The sequence below is a fragment of the Cellulomonas sp. P4_H4 genome (assembly GCF_056400865.1).
This window is the reverse complement of record NZ_JBFUKL010000008.1, coordinates 128,702-145,466: the sequence shown is the minus strand read 5'-3', so window position 1 is coordinate 145,466 and position 16,765 is coordinate 128,702. Positions and strand designations below refer to the sequence as shown.

13 protein-coding genes are annotated in these 16,765 nt (G+C 71.8%); 3 read left to right on the top strand and 10 right to left on the bottom strand.

Going from position 1 to position 16,765, the window contains the following annotated elements; translation table 11 throughout:
• Positions 1–72 precede the first annotated feature (72 nt).
• From AC1DPN_RS18805 to infC, 9 genes are all read right to left on the bottom strand, one after another.
• Positions 73–4,971: an ExeM/NucH family extracellular endonuclease gene (locus AC1DPN_RS18805; protein ID WP_477086302.1), complete on the bottom strand. Its 4,899-nt coding sequence runs from the start codon at positions 4,969–4,971 to the stop codon at positions 73–75.
• 217 nt (positions 4,972–5,188) lie between these two features.
• On the bottom strand, positions 5,189–7,756 hold the full coding sequence (pheT, locus tag AC1DPN_RS18800) for a phenylalanine--tRNA ligase subunit beta (RefSeq protein WP_477086301.1): 2,568 nt from the start codon (positions 7,754–7,756) through the stop codon (positions 5,189–5,191).
• Positions 7,756–8,814, bottom strand: coding sequence for a phenylalanine--tRNA ligase subunit alpha (gene pheS, locus AC1DPN_RS18795; protein WP_477086300.1), 1,059 nt, complete (start codon positions 8,812–8,814; stop codon positions 7,756–7,758). Before pheS ends, pheT begins: the two co-directional genes overlap by 1 nt.
• A gap of 196 nt (positions 8,815–9,010) precedes the next feature.
• The gene (gene thpR, locus AC1DPN_RS18790; RefSeq protein WP_477086299.1) at positions 9,011–9,652 is read right to left on the bottom strand and encodes an RNA 2',3'-cyclic phosphodiesterase; all 642 of its coding nucleotides are present in this window, start codon (positions 9,650–9,652) and stop codon (positions 9,011–9,013) included.
• Positions 9,649–10,470 (bottom strand): TrmH family RNA methyltransferase, encoded by an 822-nt coding sequence (locus tag AC1DPN_RS18785; protein WP_477086298.1) that lies wholly within the window; start codon positions 10,468–10,470, stop codon positions 9,649–9,651. Before AC1DPN_RS18785 ends, thpR begins: the two co-directional genes overlap by 4 nt.
• A 36-nt stretch (positions 10,471–10,506) precedes the next feature.
• On the bottom strand, positions 10,507–11,151 hold the full coding sequence (locus AC1DPN_RS18780; protein WP_477086297.1) for a hypothetical protein: 645 nt from the start codon (positions 11,149–11,151) through the stop codon (positions 10,507–10,509).
• Positions 11,152–11,320: 169 nt separating this feature from the next.
• Positions 11,321–11,704 carry a 50S ribosomal protein L20 gene (gene rplT / locus AC1DPN_RS18775; protein ID WP_477086296.1) on the bottom strand — a complete coding sequence of 128 codons (384 nt, stop codon included), beginning with the start codon at positions 11,702–11,704 and terminating at the stop codon, positions 11,321–11,323.
• A gap of 63 nt (positions 11,705–11,767) precedes the next feature.
• The gene (rpmI, locus tag AC1DPN_RS18770; RefSeq protein WP_477086295.1) at positions 11,768–11,962 is read right to left on the bottom strand and encodes a 50S ribosomal protein L35; all 195 of its coding nucleotides are present in this window, start codon (positions 11,960–11,962) and stop codon (positions 11,768–11,770) included.
• 94 nt (positions 11,963–12,056) lie between these two features.
• Complete coding sequence (infC, locus tag AC1DPN_RS18765) at positions 12,057–13,148, bottom strand: translation initiation factor IF-3 (protein ID WP_477086320.1); 1,092 nt, start codon at positions 13,146–13,148, stop codon at positions 12,057–12,059.
• A gap of 381 nt (positions 13,149–13,529) precedes the next feature.
• Between infC and AC1DPN_RS18760 the strand changes: the two genes are divergently transcribed.
• On the top strand, positions 13,530–13,889 hold the full coding sequence (locus AC1DPN_RS18760) for a DUF1844 domain-containing protein (protein WP_477086294.1): 360 nt from the start codon (positions 13,530–13,532) through the stop codon (positions 13,887–13,889).
• Between the two features lie 19 nt (positions 13,890–13,908).
• Here AC1DPN_RS18760 and AC1DPN_RS18755 read toward each other — a convergent pair whose 3' ends face one another.
• A complete protein-coding gene (locus tag AC1DPN_RS18755; protein WP_477086293.1) occupies positions 13,909–15,276 on the bottom strand; it encodes an MFS transporter in 1,368 nt (455 codons plus the stop codon).
• 115 nt (positions 15,277–15,391) lie between these two features.
• Here AC1DPN_RS18755 and AC1DPN_RS18750 point away from each other — a divergent pair, with 115 nt between their 5' ends.
• Both AC1DPN_RS18750 and AC1DPN_RS18745 read left to right on the top strand, forming a co-directional pair.
• Entirely contained in the window at positions 15,392–16,030 is a 639-nt protein-coding gene (locus AC1DPN_RS18750; RefSeq protein WP_477086292.1) for a hypothetical protein, read from the top strand.
• Positions 16,027–16,752, top strand: coding sequence for a S1C family serine protease (locus AC1DPN_RS18745; protein WP_477086291.1), 726 nt, complete (start codon positions 16,027–16,029; stop codon positions 16,750–16,752). Before AC1DPN_RS18750 ends, AC1DPN_RS18745 begins: the two co-directional genes overlap by 4 nt.
• Positions 16,753–16,765: the final 13 nt, after the last annotated feature.

Below are 16,765 nucleotides of genomic sequence, written 5' to 3'. Positions count from 1 at the left end.
GACTGTCTGACTCAACCTCCCGGCACGCCTGAGGCCCGCGTCCACGGAAGGACGCGGGCCTCAGGCTGTGCGTCAGCGCGTCGTGACGGGTGCGCTGGTGCTCGGGCTCACGTTGGCGGTGTCGTTCGGGACGAACGTCGCCGTGTACGTGTGGCGGCCGGGCGGAACCGTGCCGAGCGCCACGCCGAGGACGACGTTGAGCCGCTTGACCACCGTGGTGCCCTCACGGATCTCGATCGTGCCCGACGGCACGCTGCCGTTGTTCGTCGAGACGGTCGCCGCAGCGACGGCCGGGACGAAGAGGAAGCCGTTCGTGACCGACAGGCTCGTCTTCGTGGTGACCTTCGCGACGGTGACGTTCACTTGGGCCGACTCCGAGCCGGTCACGGTGGGTCCACCGGCGAACTTCGCCACCACCGGGTAGACCCCCGCCGGGGTGCTCGCCGGCAGCCGGTACGTCGCCTTCCCGCCCGAGAGCGCCACCGTGGCGAGCACGGTCGATCCGGAGACGAACTGCACGTTGCCCGTGACCGCCGCGTCGGAGGTGACGGTCGCGGTGAGCAGCACCCGGCTCGACGACCCGTACACCTGGCTCGCCGGTACGGCGGTCAGGGTCGTGGTCGACGTCGGGATGCCCGGCGTGACGGTCAGCGGCAGCGTCACCGTGGTCTTGCTCGGGTTGGCAACCAGCTTGAGCACGTGGGCACCCCCCGGAGTCGCCGCCGGGACCGTCACCGACACGTTCGCGTTTCCGCCCGTGACCGGCGCGGTGCCGATCACGGCGCCGTCGAGCAGGACATCCAGCGTCGTGTTCTGAGGTGCACCGAGGCTGGTCAGGTCCAGCTTCGTGACCGGGAACGCGAGAACGTCGCCGGCCGTGACCTCGGTCGGGACCGTGGGGACACCGACCGCCTGACGGGCGAAGTCCGGGGCGAGGCCCGGGTGCGCCTGCAGGTACGCGATCCAGCCGTCGCGGTCGATCAGGCCGGAGTCCCGCGCGTTCGAGCCCTGCGCCATGACGCGGAAGTTGTCGCCGCCCGTGGTGAGGAACGAGAACGTGCCGATCCGGTAGCTCGCTGCCGGGTCGAGCGGGACGCCGTCGACGATGACCGAGGTGATGTGCGACCCCTGCGGCGCCGCGGCGTCGTAGGTGTAGGTCACGTTGTCCGACAGTCCGAGCTGCAGGTACGGCCGCGACGGTGGCGTGGGAGTGAGACTGGTCTGCCACTGCTGCTCGAGCATCGTCTTGACCTGGGCGCCCGTGAGCGTCGTGGTCCAGAGGTTGTTGACGAACGGCAGGACACCGTTGGCGTCGGCGGTCGTGACGACGCCGTCCGGTGCGTAGAACAGCTCGGCCCGCATGCCACCCGGGTTGACGACGCCGATCTGTGCGCCACCGAGGTTGGCGGGCTTCAGCGTGTCGCGCAGGGCGTTGGCGACGAGGTCACCGAGAGACGACTCGTTCGCCCGGTCGTCGCGACCCGAGATGTCGTTCGGCCCGGGACCGACGTACCCGTCAGGCCCGTAGGAGCCGCCCGAGTAGGCCGTGGTGATGTCGTCGACGACGGAGCCGACCGGCACCGAGCCGACCGTGTTCGCGTACGCCAGCGCCGAGTCGACGATCGTCTTGACCTGGGCGACACGCGGGTAGGTGGCGACGAGCTGGGTGTCCGCGACCGTGGTGCGCGCGACGTTGCTCTGGGTGGACGTCGTCACCTCGCCGGTCAGCGGGTCGAACGTCAGCTCGATCTTGCCGATGAACTCTCCGTAGCTCCCGGTCTGCAGGATGGGCCGCGTCTTGCCGGCCACGCCGGGCACAGGTGCCGCCCACGCGTACTGCTTGTGGGTGTGGCCCGTGAAGATGGCGTCGACGTCGGCAGACGTCTTGGTGACGATGTCGGCGAACGCACCGCCGGCCGCGACCTCCTGCTCGAGCGTCGCACCGTCCGGCGTGCCGGCTCCGGCACCCTCGTGGTAGCTCGCCACGAGCACGTCGGCCTCACCGTTCGCGGGGTCGCCGTCGCTGAGCTCGCCAGCGACACGGTTCATCGCCTCGACCGGGTTGCCCACGTCGATCTGCTGGATGCCACCGGGGCTGACGAGCGTCGGGGTCTCCTCCGTGACCGCGCCGATCACGCCGACCTTGACACCGCCCATGTCGATGATCGTGTACTCGAGCAACGCCGGCGTGGTCGTGCCCTTGAGGTAGACGTTCGCCCCGAGGTAGTCCCACGTCGCGTTCGCGCCGCCGGCGATGATCCGGTCCGTGAGGTCCGCGAACCCCTTGTCGAGCTCGTGGTTGCCCACCGCGGAGGCGTTGAGCTCCAGCGCGTTGAGCACGTCGATCGTCGGCTGGTCGTTCTGCACCGCCGAGGCGAAGAGCGAGGCGCTGACGTTGTCACCGGCCGAGACGAACGCGACCTTGCGGCCCGCGGCGATCGCGGCTGCCTTCTGCTGCTCGACCGTGCCCGCGAACTTCACCGTGTTGGCGTCGATGCGTCCGTGGAAGTCGTTGATGTCGAGCAGCGTGAGGTTGACCGGCTGGTCGCCCGGAGCGCGTCCGGAGAGCCCGACGAGCACCGGGTCGTGGTCGGACGAGCGGTACTCGTCCGCCGCGTAGAACAGCGTGCCGTGGTAGTTGTACCGGTCGTACTCGAGCGCGATGGACTCCTCGGCGTTGATCTCCCAGATGTCCGCGCCGGTCGCGCGCTCGAGCGCGGGGCCGTTGAGCAGGACGTGGTCGAGCGAACCCGAGGTGCCACCGAACGAGTACGAGTACTGCCCGGGCGCGAGCGCAGAGGCGGCATCCGTGTAGCCGGCGTCGTACAGGACCTGGAGCGGGTCCTCCTTGGTGTACGAGTTGAAGTCGCCGACGAGCGCGACCGACTGGGCGTCGCCCTGGATCGTGGGCACCCAGTCGCGCAGCGCGGTGGCCTGGGCGACCCGCGAGGCGTTGGACGCGCCCTGGCCGTCGCCGGTGTCGGCGTCGCCGGGCAGCGGACCTGCCGAGCCCTTGGACTTGAAGTGGTTCACCACGACGAGGAACGGGGTCCCGCCGCCGACCGGGGTGAACGCCTGCGCGATGGGCTCGCGGGCGTTCCCGAAGGCCTGGTTGTCACCGCTCAGGGTGCCCAGCGCGTGCGACGGGCCGGTCCGCTCGACCGCGGCCGTGCGGTAGATGATCGCGTTGTTGATCACGTCCATCTCGGCGGCCGGTGGCAGCTCGCTCGACGACGGGACGAAGGCCCAGACCTCCGAGCCGGCGGCCGCGTTGAGCGCGTCGACCAGCGTGCCGAGAGCCTCGTCCGCCACCTCACCGAGGGCTGCGGAGTTCTCGATCTCCAGGAGGCCGACGACGTCGGCGTCGAGGGAGTTGATCGCCGCGACGATCTTGTCCTGCTGACGCTGCAGGTCAGCCGGGTCCCACGCGCCGCGTGGAGGGCAGCCCCCCGACACGGTCACGGGGTCGCCGAGCCGGTCGTTGAACGAGGTGCAGCCGATCGTGCCGGCGCCCAGCGTGGTGAAGTAGTTGAGCACGTTGAACGACGCGACGGTCAGGTCACCGCCGACGGGCTCGGGAGCGACCGTGCGGTCGTTCTCGAACGTGACGTCCGCCGCTCCGGCAGAGGTCGGGTTGAGCTTCCAGACGTCGTTCCGGTAGTCGAGGATCACCGGGGCGTCGATCGTGGCTGCCGCGCCGACGCGGACCGGGTTGGTCAACGAGACGTAGGGCGGCGTCAAACCGGTGTTGGCGGCCGAGAGGAAGTTGATCGACGAGCCGTCGTCCAGCGTGACCGCACGCGCGGCGTTGTCCGCGGCGACCGCGGCTGCCTGCGGGGTGCTGGGCCGGGCGACCTCGGTGGTCTGCAGCAGCGGGGTGGTCCCGGCGGCCAGGCCGACCTCGCCGTACTGGTTCGTGCCGAAGGTGTTCGAGATCGTCAGGTCGCCCGTCGGCTGGAACAGCATCGACTCGAGCGCCTCACGGGCGGCGTTGGTGGCCGGCCACGTGCCCGTCACCGGGGTGACCGCGGCAGCGGGGTCGAGCTTGACGAGGCCGCTCGCGGTGGCGACGGTGACCTCGGTCAGGCCGAAGAACTCGCTGACCAGGCCGGTGACCTGCACGTGGTCGCCGATCGCGACGGAGCCGGCCGTGGCCGAGGAGAACACGAAGACCGCGTCCGACGCGGTGTGCGACGCGTCGATCGCTCCCCCGGTGCCCGCGGTCTGGATCACGTAGCCGTTCAGACCGCCGGTCGGGTACGCCGCGGTGACCACGCCGTCGGTACGCACCGTCTGCCCGACCAGGGGCGACGCCGTCCCGGTGCCCTGGATCGCGGCGATGGTCGCATCGACCGTGTCGCCCGGAGGCGGTGGCACCGTGCCGGAGTTCTGCGGGGTCGGTGCGCCGACCGTGAAGTCGGTGACGTTCTGGTCGGTGTCGACGAACGTCGCGTTGCGCGAGACCGAGGTCGCGTTCGTGGTCCCGCCAGCGGGTCCCGTGCCCTCGAACGGGGTCGCGGTGGTTCCCCACGCGACGAGGTCGATCGTGGCGGCGCCCGCGTCGACGAGCCGCACCTTGCCCGAGGTGCCCGACATCGCGAGCGTCCCGGGCACGTCGACCGTCGGCAGGTCCGGGAGGTCGAGGTTGCCGCCGAACGCCTCACCGACCAGGAAGCGCCCGCCCGCGGGAATCGTCCCGGTCAGCGGCGTGCCCGCCCAGGTCGCCCCAGTCGCGGACGCGTACTCCACCCGCCAACCCGCCAGGTCGACCGGCGATGCCGAGCGGTTGGCCAGCTCGACGAAGTCCCGGTCGAACACCGCGCCGGAGTTCCCGCCCCCTCCGTAGACCTCGTTGACGACGACCGTCGACGAGACCGCGGACGCCGAGGTCGAGAGTCCGACCACCGCCCCCGTGACTGCTAGGGCGAGGGCGGCGGCGCCCCCGGTCAATGACTTCAGGCGAGGGCGCACGTGCTACGTCTCCTTGATCGAGGACTTCGGCGTCACGCGCCGACCGGGCCCCACCCTGGAGGAATGTCCGAAACGCCGCAACTACTGGCGGGTAACTTTTGGGTGAACTCGTCCGATGACTTGGCCCGAACGGCCTGTGACCTGCGCCGGTGCGCGAACGGGCCCCGAGCGACGGTCGTGCTCGCTCGAGGCCCGTTCAGGTGGCGGACGCCAGGTCTCAGGCGCGCAGAGTCGCGCCGAACCTCCGACCAGCCTCGGCGACGACCGCGTCGCGGACGGCCGCGGTCTCCTGCGCCGTCAGCGTCCGGTCGTCGGCCCGCAGCCGCAGCGCGAACGCGAGGGACCGATGGCCTTCGCCGACCTGGTCGCCCTCGTACACGTCGAAGAGCCGGACGTCCTCGACGACGTCGCCAGCCGGCGAGGCGCTCGCGCCGACCCGGACCGCGTCGAGCACGTCGGCCGCCGGGACCGAGGCGTCGACCACCAGGGCGATGTCCTCCTTGGCCACCGGGAACGTCGACACCGCCCAGGCCTGGTACGGCTCGGTCGGAGCCGCGGCGACCAGCCCGTCGAGGTCCAGCTCGAACGCGACCGCTCGGGGCGGGAGCCCGTGCGCGGCGACGACGTTGGGGTGCAGCTCACCGGCGTGGCCGACGAGAACGCCGTCCACCGTCAGGCGCGCGCACCGACCGGGGTGCCACGGTGCGTGGTCCGCGTCCGCGCTGAGAGCGAGCTCGACGCGGAGGACCTCCGCCACCAGCCTGGCCGACGCGATCGCATCCGTGTGGTCGACGCGGCGACCTGCGCCCCACCACCCCCCGGGCTCGCGCGTGCCCGCCAGGACACCGGCGACGCGACGCGGCTGCGGCGGCACGGCCGCGTCGATCGCCGCGAGATCCTCGTCGGACGGCCGGACACCGCCGGGCAGCCGCGGGGCGGCAGGGGCATCGGGCAGCGGTCGAGTGACCAGGCCGACCTCGAAGATGGCCACGTCGGTCGCGCCGCGGCTGACGTTGCGGCGTGCGGCGTCGAGGAGCGTGACCAGCAGGTTGGTCCGCAGGAACGGCTGCTCGTCGGACAGCGGGTTGACGAGCCGGACCGCGCGCCGACGCTCGTCGTCGGAAGGAAGCCCGAGCGCATCGAGCTGGTCGGCCCCGACGAACGGGTAGGTGAGCACCTCGACCAGCCCGGACTCGGCCAGCGCACGCGCGACCGAACGACGCGAGCGCTGCTTCTCGGTGAGGCCGACACCACCCGGAGCCGCGGGCAGGATCGACGGGATCGCGTCGTACCCGCGCAGGCGCGCGACCTCCTCGACGAGGTCCACGGGCACGACGAGGTCGGGTCGCCACGACGGCGGTGTGACACGCACGGCCACGTCGCCCTCGTCGACGACGACGCAGCCGATCGACGTGAGGACGTCGCGCACCTCGTCGGCCGTGTAGTCCACGCCGACCAGGCGTGCCGGCAGGTCGAGCGGCAGGACGAACGTCGAGGCCGGCACCACGTTGTCGAGGTCGGTGACCTCTGCGTCGGGAACGCCGCCACCGTGCTCGACGAGCATCTCGACCGCGCGGGCGACCGCGACGCGCTGGAGCTGCGGGTCGGCCCCGCGCTCGAACCGCTTGGCGGCCTCGCTCGGCAGCTTGTGACGGCGCGCCGTGCGGGCCACCGTGATCGGGTCGAAGTGCGCGGCCTCGATCAGCAGGTCCGTGGTCTCCGGTCCGACCTCGCTGTCGCCGCCGCCCATGACGCCGGCGAGCCCGAGGATCCGCGACGCGCGCTCGCCGCCGGGGCTGTCGGTGATGAGCAGGTCCTCGGGATCGAGCACCCGCACGACGTCGTCGAGGGTCCGGAGCTTCTCTCCCGGCTCCGAACGCCGCACGACGATGGGCGCGGCGACCTTGGTGAGGTCGTACGCGTGCAGCGGCTGGCCGAGGTCGAGCATGACGTAGTTGGTGACGTCGACCGCGAGGCTGATCGGACGCATGCCTGCCTGCTGCAGACGGGTCTGCATCCAGCGCGGCGACGGGTCGTTCGCCCGAACGCCCCGGACCACCTGGGCGACGAACCGGTCGGCGCCGGGCACCCCGTGGATCGGCCGGGCGTCGTCGATCTCGACGGCGAAACCACGACCCGTCGTGGACGCGGCTGGCAGCGGGCTCGTCGGCAGTCCGTGGTCCGTGAAGTGCGCGCCCGTGGACAGGCTGTACTCCCGGGCGACGCCGCGCATCGAGAAGCAGTACCCGCGATCGGGCGTCACGTTGATCTCGAGGACCTCCTCGCCGAGGCCCAGCAGCTCACGCGCGTCGGTCCCGGGCGCGGCCTCGATGCCCAGGGTCGACAGCACGATGATGCCGGCGTGGTCCTCGCCCAGCCCGAGCTCGCGCTGGGAGCAGATCATGCCGTCGGACACGTGCCCGTACGTCTTGCGGGACGCGATCGGGAACGGTCCGGGCAGGACGGCACCCGGCAGCGCGACGACGACCGAGTCACCGACGTCGAAGTTGTGCGCGCCGCAGACGATGCCCCGGGGAGCGCCACCGGGCTCGTTGTGCTCGGGCCCGACCTCGACGCGGCACCAGTTGATGGTCTTGCCGTTCTTCTGCTCCTCGGCCGTGCGCTCGACGACGAGCCCGACGACCAGCGGACCGGAGACCGCAGCCGGGAGGATGGCCTCCTCCTCGAGCCCGACGCGGACCAGGTCCGCCGCGAGCTGCTCCGCGGTGAGGTCCGCCGGGGTCTCGACGTGCTCGGCGAGCCACGACAGGGGGATGCGCGGCATCAGATCTCCGTCCCGAACTGGGTGGAGAAGCGGATGTCGCCCTCCACCATGTCGTGCATGTCAGCGATCCCGTGCCGCAGCATGAGGGTCCGCTCGATTCCCATCCCGAACGCGAAGCCTGAGTAGACCTCGGGGTCGACGCCGCACGCGCGCAGCACGTTGGGGTTGACCATCCCGCAGCCGCCCCACTCGATCCAGCCGGCGCCGCCCTTCTTCTGCGGGAACCAGAGGTCCATCTCGGCACTGGGCTCGGTGAACGGGAAGAACGACGGGCGCAGCCGGGTACGTGCGTCGGGCCCGAAGATCGCCTGCGCGAAGTGGTCGAGCGTGCCCTTGAGGTTCGCCATGGTCAGGCCCTTGTCGATCGCGAGACCCTCGACCTGGTGGAACACCGGCGTGTGCGTCGCATCGAGCTCGTCGGTGCGGAACACCTTGCCGGGGCACGCGATGTAGACGGGTACGCCTCGCTCCAGCAGCGTCCGAGCCTGCACCGGCGACGTGTGCGTGCGCAGCACGAGGCCGGACGACGCACCGCTCTGCCCATCGACGAAGAACGTGTCCTGCATCTGGCGCGCCGGGTGGTCGACACCGAAGTTCAGCGCGTCGAAGTTGAACCACTCGGCCTCGAGCTCAGGACCCTCGGCGATCTCCCACCCCATCGCGACGAAGATGTCCGCGATCCGCTCGGAGAGGGCCTCCAGCGGGTGTCGCGAGCCGCGCGGGTGGCGGTCGGTGGGCAGCGTGACGTCCACGGTCTCCTCGACCAGGACCCGGGCGTCGCGCTCGGCCTCGAGCTCGGCCTGCCGTTCGGCCAGCGCCCGGCCGAGGCGTGCCTTGGCCTGACCGAGCAGCTTGCCGGCCGTGGCCTTGTCGGCGGGCGCCAGGCCGCCGATGGCACGGTTGGCAAGCGCGACCGGGCTGCGCTCCCCCACGTGCTCGAGGCGTGCGGTCTTCAGGGCGTCGAGGTCCGGTGCGGCGTCGAGGGCCTTGATCGCGGCCTCGACGGCTACGTCGATTCCCGGGGCGTCGAGCGGGGACAGGGCGGTGTCGTCGGACATCGGGACCTTCCAAGGAAAGTGAGCAGAGCTCTCGGCCGGGGCGCGGGCGCGTCCGGACCGGCGGACAAGTCTAGAGGCGCCCGATCCGGGGGTGGCCGGCCTGTCCGATGGACGGCCAGCTCAGTTGCGCGTCAGTGGCGCGGCCCGGGAACGGGCCCGGGAAATCGGCGACCACCGGCCGCCTGCGCACGCTCTGTCATGGCTCCATCCTGCCACGTGAGCCGAGGCCGAACCGCTCGATCACCTCGTACAAGGGTCCTCCGCCCCGCCCGGAACCCGGCTGGGACGACATAAGGAGCACCTCACCGACCTCCCACCGCGGCCCCTCGTACACCGCGAGCGCGCGCACGATCCCGGCTGCGACGTCCACCTCACGCTCCGGGTCGGCGCCCTGCCGACCCCGTTCGTTCTTCGACGGCGCACGTCGCGGCGGCCCGCTGCCGGGTCGCACCCGGCCGACCGTCAGGTGCGCCCGCTCGCGTGGGCGCCGGTCCGGGATGTCGCCCGCGTCGACGCACCCGACGCTCAGCGCGTGCTGTCGCTCGACGTCGCCGCCCACGCCGACCCACAGCGTCCGGTGCGAGAAGACGCCGGCACCACGCAGGGCCAGCTCGTACGGCTCGATGCCCCGAGCCACCTCGGCGAGCTCGGAGACCAGCCCCGGGACCGCACCGTCGGGCTGGTCGCCGTAGAACGCGGCAGTCAGGTGCCACGTCTCCCGGGCCGACCAGCGGACCGCCTGGGACAGTCCGGACGGTGCACCCCGCACGGCTCCGAGCGCGACGTCCAGGTGGTCGAGCACGTGCTCGGGGGGCCACACCGCCGCGAACAGCCTCACCGGTGCGCTCGGGAGCTCGCATAGAGACAGACCGTCGCGGCCGTCGCCAGGTTGAGCGACTCGGCGCGGCCGCGGATCGGCACGCGCACGACCGCGTCGGCCAGCGCCCGGTCCTCGTCGCGAAGCCCCCACGCCTCGTTGCCGAACAGCCAGGCGGTCGGGCGCGCCAGGTCGGGGACGCCGTCCTCGGCCGATCCCGCGACGTCCTGCAGGTCGTCCAGGTCGAACGGACCCGCGCCGTCCGCCGCCAGGACGAGCACGCCCAGCGCATGCAGCTCGGCGATCGTCGTCGCAAGGTCCGCGCCGGTGACCACCGGCACGTGGAACAGCGAGCCGGCCGTCGACCGGACGACCTTCGGGTTGTGCACGTCGACGCTCTCGCCGGTCAGCACGGCGGCGTCCGCACCAGCTGCGTCCGCGGCCCGGATCACGGTGCCCGCGTTGCCGGGGTCGCGCACGTTCGCCAGGATCGCGACCAGCCGGGGGCTCACGAGGTCGGCGAGCCTGTGAGCGGTGAGCTCCGCGACCGCGACGACGTGCTGCCCGTCCGGGCTCATGGCGTCGAGGACCTCGGCCGTCCCGACCGACACCCGGATGCCCCGGTCCTGCGCGCCCACGACAATCTCGGGGTACCGCTGCGCGGACTCGACCGTGACGTAGAGGTCGTGCACGTCGGCGCCCGCCAGCACCGCCTCGCGGACGGACTGCGGCCCCTCGACGACGAACCGCCCGGCCCGCCTGCGCACAGACCGGTCGCTCAGGGCACGCACGGCCTTGACGCGTTCGGCGCGGGGGTTCGTCAGCGTGGGTGTCGACACGGTGCCATCATCCCGTGCGTGAGGGGCAGCGCCCGCTCACGGCTCCATGATTCCCGGGCCGACCCGATCGGGATCGAGCAGGTCGACCAGCTCGGACCAGAACGGGACGCGGTCGGGCCGTGGTGCCGGTCCGGGTTCCTCGTGCGCCAGGAACACCCGCATGACGTAGTGCAGGAGGTCACGACCCACGACGGCGACGAAGGTCCGGTCGACGTCGAGCACGGGGTACTGCGCCCCGCCGTCGGCCGCCGGGAGGTAGCACCTGGCGTACACCGGGACCAGCCTCGGGACGCGAGACAGCTGGTCTCTCGCCACTGACTCTCGCTCGGCGAGGTCGGTCGGCCGCCGGCCCCAGCGGGCCGGCCAGAAGTCGTGCTCGAGGACATCGGCGACCACGCCCTCGACGGGTGCCTCGACACGTGCGCGAAGGTCGCGGACGGACCCGGAACGCCAGTTCGGCCACTGCGGACCCCGGGGCAGGCCGAGGCTGACGAACGCCCGGTGCACGGGTGCGAAGCGGAAGCCGAACAGCGCCTCGACCCGCTCCACCTCGTCACCCGTCAACCCCGGGTGCATCGGCTCGCCGTCGTGGCTGAGCATCTCGTGCGCCTCGACGGCTCGATGCCACGCGTTCCGGGCAGTGATGATCGGCTCGCCGGACGAGCGACGCGCGGGATCCACAGGCTCAGAGACGGACCGTCGGCAACCGCACGAACCGGAGCCTAGCGAGCACGACGAAGCCCACGGTAGGTCCCGCTCGCACGAGCGGGTCCACGGGGGCTTCGGGCGCACCGACCCGCCACCCGGCTCCGGCGAGGGAGCACAGGCGGTCGGGTTCAGCGGTCGAGGGTCACGCAGCCTTCGGCGCGTTGACGTCCTCGGGCAGAGCAGCCTTGGCGGCGGCCACGAGCGTGTTGAAAGTCGCGGCGTCGTTCACGGCGAGGTCGGCCAGCACACGGCGGTCCACCTCGATGCCCGCGGCCTTGAGGCCCTGGATGAGGCGGTTGTACGTCAGGCCCTGCTCGCGGGACGCAGCGTTGATGCGCTGGATCCACAGCTTGCGGAAGTCCTGCTTGCGGACCTTGCGGTCACGGTAGGAGTAGACGAGGGAGTGGGTGACCTGCTCCTTCGCCTTCCGGTACAGGCGCGAACGCTGGCCGCGGTAACCGGCGGCGCGCTCGAGGGTTGTCCGGCGCTTCTTCTGGGCGTTTACTGCCCGCTTCACGCGTGCCACGTGATGCTCCTTGCTGGTCTCGGGCTCGGGATGGGTGACCGGGGCGCTGGTGCGCCCCAGGGATCACTTACCGAGCAGCTTCTTGATACGCGGGGCGTCGGCAGGAGAGACGACGAGGTCGCCGGCGATGCGGCGGGTGCGACGGCTCGACTTGTGCTCGAGCAGGTGGCGACCGCCGGCCTGCTCGCGCATGACCTTGCCGGTCCCGGTGACCCGGAAGCGCTTCTTGGTACCGGAGTGCGTCTTGTTCTTCGGCATGGCTGCCGTGTCTCCTTGTCGTTTCATCGCACGGGATCGTGCGACTCGTCTGGTGCGGTCCGACCGGTGGGTCAGACCGTCCGTTCGTTCGGGTTCAGCTGGCCTCTTCCGAGGCCGTCGTGCTGGTCTGTGTCTTTGCCGGTGCGGCCGGGCCGGGACGCGGCGCGGGGCGCGGTGTACCGGTCGGCTTCGGCGTGGCCGACTTCGCAGCCGCCGTCGAGCCCGCGGACGGGCTCGGGCTGGTGGCGGGCTTCGGAGCGGCGGTCGTGGTCGGCTTGGGGGCCGAGGTGCTCGGACGTGCCGCGGACGCGGGACGCGGTGCAGCAGCCGCACGAGGTGCAGCGGCCGGACGCGCGGCTGCTGCCGCGGGACGAGGGGCTGCAGCCGGACGAGGCGCTGCGGCCGGACGGGGCGCCGCGGCGGGGCGAGGTGCGGCAGCAGGTGCAGCGGGTGCTGCCGGGGTCTCGACGGCAGCGGGGGCCGCCACCTCGACGGTCTCGACGGCCTCGACGGTCTCGACCGGCTCGACGACCGGCGGAGCGGGCGTCACGACGGGCGCCTCGACGGCAGCCGGAGCCTCGACGACGGGTGCCTCGACAGGCGGAGCGTCGACAGCGGCGGCCTTCTGCGCAGCTGCGGCGGCGTTCTGCTCACGCTGCGCAGCAGCCTGCGCCGCACGACGCTGCTCCTGCTTCTGGTCGGCCTTCTTCTTGTTCGGGCCGAGCACCATGATCATGTTGCGGCCGTCCTGCTTCGGCATGCTCTCGATGAAGCCGAGCTCCGAGACGTCGTCGGCAAGCCGCTGCAGCAGGCGCACGCCCATCTCCGGGCGCGACTGCTCGCGGCCACGGAACATGATCATGACCTTGACCTTGTCGCCAGCCGTGAGGAACCGCTCGACGTGGCCCTTCTTGGTGCCGTAGTCGTGCGGGTCGATCTTCAGCCGGAAACGAATCTCCTTGAGGACCGTGTTGGTCTGGTTCCGCCGGGCCTCACGGGCCTTCATGTCTGCTTCGTACTTGAACTTGCCGTAGTCCATGATCTTGCAGACGGGCGGACGAGCGTCAGGGGCCACCTCGACGAGGTCGAGGTCAGCGTCCTGGGCCAGGCGCAGGGCGTCCTCCACGCGGACGATCCCGACCTGCTCACCGTTGGGACCGACAAGGCGGACCTCGGCTACGCGGATCCGATCGTTGATGCGGGGCTCGCTGATGTGGTGCTCCTCAGGTTCGTGGTGGTGGACCGCCAGGAACGAGGAAGGCCCCCATCCTGGTCACAGGTGGAGGCCTCGGGAGTCCGCACGGCTCAGCCCAGCCTCGCGGCCGCGCTTGCGCCACCAGGCGGCGTCGAGGCCGTCCGGTGCGGACTGTGACCCGGTCTCTGTTGTCGGCGTGAACCGTGCGGTTGAGGCCCAGGTGGGAGGAACTCCACTTGTGCGCCTGAGCAGCCGGAAAGGCACCACCCAGGTCAGTCGACCGCCAACTCTACCAGAGTCGAAGCCTCGCCCCGAACGGGCCCGACCCGAGAGCTCTCCGGCGGCCGCGCGGGCAATGAGAGGATCGACCCCATGAGCATCTCCCCCGACCCGACCGCCGAGGCGACGCGCGACATCGCGGACGTCGCCGCGGTCGAGGTCATCACGACCGCCGCCGTCCACCTCATGAGCGCTGCCGCCGTGAAGTGCGGCCTCGCCGAGGACGGACCCGACGGCGCCGGCGCCGAGTACCTCGACCTGGACGAGGCCCGCAAGCTCATCACCGCCCTGGCCGCACTGGTCACCGCCTCGGCGCCCGACATCGGCAACCAGCACGCCCGCTCGCTGCGGGACGGTCTGCGCTCGCTGCAGCTCGCGTTCCGCGAGGCGTCGGCGTTCCCGGACGCGCCGGGCGACGGGCCCGGCGAGAAGTTCACCGGCTCGGTCGTCTGACCGGACCGGCACCCGGCCGTCAGCGGCCGGGCCGGCTGGTGGTCGTGGTCCGGGCGGTGTCACGCGCACGGCGGCCGGCCGCGCGGACGCGCATCCCGTGCCGGACCGAGTGCCGACGAGGGTCGGCAGAGACGGAGCGGGGCTCCGGACGCGGCAGGGGCGGAAGCTCCACGGCACGGACCTCGACGCGCGCGGACTCGGGCGCCGGATCCGGTGCGACGGTCGCGCGTCGCCGCCCGAACCACAGCACGACGAGCCCGCTGACGGCGATGCCGCCGCCCACGACCGCGGCGGTCAGGAAGCCCGCACCCGGTGCCGCACGGTCGATCACCGCTCCGCACAGGGGCGCTCCGAGCGCGTTGCCGACGGTCGACATCGTCCCGCTCCACCCCATGACCTCGCCTCGTCGCCCCTCGGGCACGAGCCGAACGAGCGTGGCGTTGATCGACGAGAGCGCGGGCGCGCAGGGCAGGCCCGCGACGACCACGGCGACCGCGAGCCAGAGCTGACCCTGCGCGAACGCGGCCGGCACCGTGGCCAGCGCGAGGATCGCGACGAGCACGAGCGGGGACGGCGAACGACGCACGCTCCCGTGGATCAGGCCGCCGATCACGGAGCCCCCGGCCCAGAGCGCGATCATCCAGCCCACGTCGGCCGAGTGGCCCGCGTCGTTGAGCGTCGCCACGAGCGACACGTCCGTGCCGACGAGCACGAAGGCCGCGGCGACCCCGGCGAGAAGCACGACGATCAGGCCGGGCGTCAGCAGCCGGCCCGGCACGACGTCGTCGGCGACGTGCGTCGTGGCCGTCGACCGCGTCGGCGGGTTGGCCCACATGAGCAGGAGACCTGCGAGGACGGTGAGCGCACCGACGACGGTCAGCGCGAAGGACGTCGACACCTGCGTCGCGAGGAGCACCCCGACGACCGGGGAGAGCATGAAGGTCAGCTCGACGGCGACCGAGTCGAGCGCGAACGCCCGGCGTTGGTGCTGGAGCGGCACGAGCACGGAGAGCGACTGCCGCGAGACCGAGAACACCGGCACGAGGAACAGCCCGCCGACGAACACCGCAACGATCAGAGCCTCGTAGGACAGGTGCGGCGCCGCGAACCAGACCGCCGACTCGACGATCACCGACGGCGCGATCGCGCGACGCAGGCCGAACCTGTCGACGAGACGGCCGCGCCACGGCGCACCCAGGGCCATCCCGATCGTCGCCGCACCCACCACGATGCCGGCCTGCGCGTAGCCGCGGTCGAGGCCCGTGACGACGTGCAACGTCAGGACGACCCCGATCATCGCGGCCGGGATCCGAGCGATGAAGGACACGACGAAGAGACGCGCGACGCCATGAAGGCGCAGCACATCTGCGTAGGTCGTGGTGGGCATGTCCACGATTGTGCGGGGTCCTGCAGCGCGTCCTCGCCCTGATTTCGGTACGACCCGGACATCCGTGCGACCGGTGTGTCCAACCACACACAACCGGCCCTCCTATCCTGGGTCGATGCCGCCCGAAGACCCGCACGCGAGCGACGAGACGCCCCTGGGCGCCGAGCCGGACGCGCCGGACGATGTCGGCCACGAGAGCGCCGCCGTCGACGCGGCACCGGCTGCGACACCTCCGGCGCGTCGGCCTCGCACCGCCGTCGTGGTCCTGTCTTCGGTGCTGGTGCTCGTGCTCGTCGTCTCCGGCCTGCTGCTCGCCCGGATGTTCTCGACGACCCAGGCGTGGGAGGACTCGAGCGCCGACTGGGAGAAGCTCGCGAACGACACCGCCAACGAGCTGGCCAGCACGCAGAACGACCTCGCGACCGCCACCGCCGAGCTCGAGGCGACGAGCGCCCAGCTGGCCACCGCCCAGCAGCGCATCACCGAGCTCGCCGACGAGAAGGCGCAGCTCGGTGACACGAGCGCGTCGCAGCAGCAGCTCGCCGACTACCAGGCCCGGGTGTCTCTCGCGGCAGGACAGGTCGCGACGGCACTCGCGAGCTGCGTCAGCGGGCAGCAGAAGCTCATCGGCTACCTGCAGGACTCGGCGCAGTACGACGCGGCCCAGCTGACCCAGTTCGGGCAGGACGTCCAGACCGTGTGCGAGCAGGCGACCGACGCGAACACGGCGCTGCAGGACGAGCTGAGGCGATGATCCGACGACTGGCCGGCGCCGCCGTGGCCGTCGGGCTGCTCGCCGGGTGCAGCCTGCTGCCCGCGATGCCCGAGCCCGTGCCGACGAGCGTCGAGCCGTCGATCGGCCCGGCTCCCGCGCCCAGCTCCTCGGGCAACCTCTCCCCCGACGGCTTCGACTCCGCACAGCGGATGGCCGTGCGGATCCGCAACATCGGCTGCGGCAGGCTGTCGACCGGTTCCGGCTTCGCGATCGACGACCACACCGTCATCACCAACAAGCACGTCGTCGAGGACACGTCGCTCCTCCAGGTCAGCACGTACGACGGGCGCGACGTGCCCGCGGACCAGGCGTCGACCGCCGGCCTGGCGGACCTCGCGGTCGTCCGCACCACCGAGGCGCTGCCCGCCTTCCCCGAGCTCGCCGACGCAGACCCCGCGATCGGCGACGCCGTGACGGTCGTCGGCTATCCCCTGGGCCGAGCCCTGACGGTGACACCGGGACACGTCGTCTCACGCAAGACGGACCCCTTGAACGAGACCCTCGGCGAGATCCTCGTGACCGACGCACCCGTGGAACCCGGCAGCTCCGGGTCGGCCGTTCTCGACGCCGACGGGCGCGTCGTCGGGGTCGTCTACGCGAAAGACATGAACGGGCACAGCTTTGTGGTGCCAGTCAGCACTCTGCGGTCCATGCTGGACGACGACACGGCATTCACGCCGCTCACGCCCTGCTCGAGCTGACTGACGGAGGATC

What these genes read in the sequence shown, in the direction of transcription:
- rpmI (WP_477086295.1), bottom strand. Translation starts at nt 11,962, where the DNA reads ATGCCGAAGAACAAGACGCACTCCGGTACCAAGAAGCGCTTCCGGGTC.
- AC1DPN_RS18755 (WP_477086293.1), bottom strand. Translation starts at nt 15,276, where the DNA reads ATGCCCACCACGACCTACGCAGATGTGCTGCGCCTTCATGGCGTCGCG.
- pheS (WP_477086300.1), bottom strand. Translation starts at nt 8,814, where the DNA reads ATGTCCGACGACACCGCCCTGTCCCCGCTCGACGCCCCGGGAATCGAC.
- AC1DPN_RS18750 (WP_477086292.1), top strand. Translation starts at nt 15,392, where the DNA reads ATGCCGCCCGAAGACCCGCACGCGAGCGACGAGACGCCCCTGGGCGCC.
- AC1DPN_RS18760 (WP_477086294.1), top strand. Translation starts at nt 13,530, where the DNA reads ATGAGCATCTCCCCCGACCCGACCGCCGAGGCGACGCGCGACATCGCG.
- pheT (WP_477086301.1), bottom strand. Translation starts at nt 7,756, where the DNA reads ATGCCGCGCATCCCCCTGTCGTGGCTCGCCGAGCACGTCGAGACCCCG.
- AC1DPN_RS18745 (WP_477086291.1), top strand. Translation starts at nt 16,027, where the DNA reads ATGATCCGACGACTGGCCGGCGCCGCCGTGGCCGTCGGGCTGCTCGCC.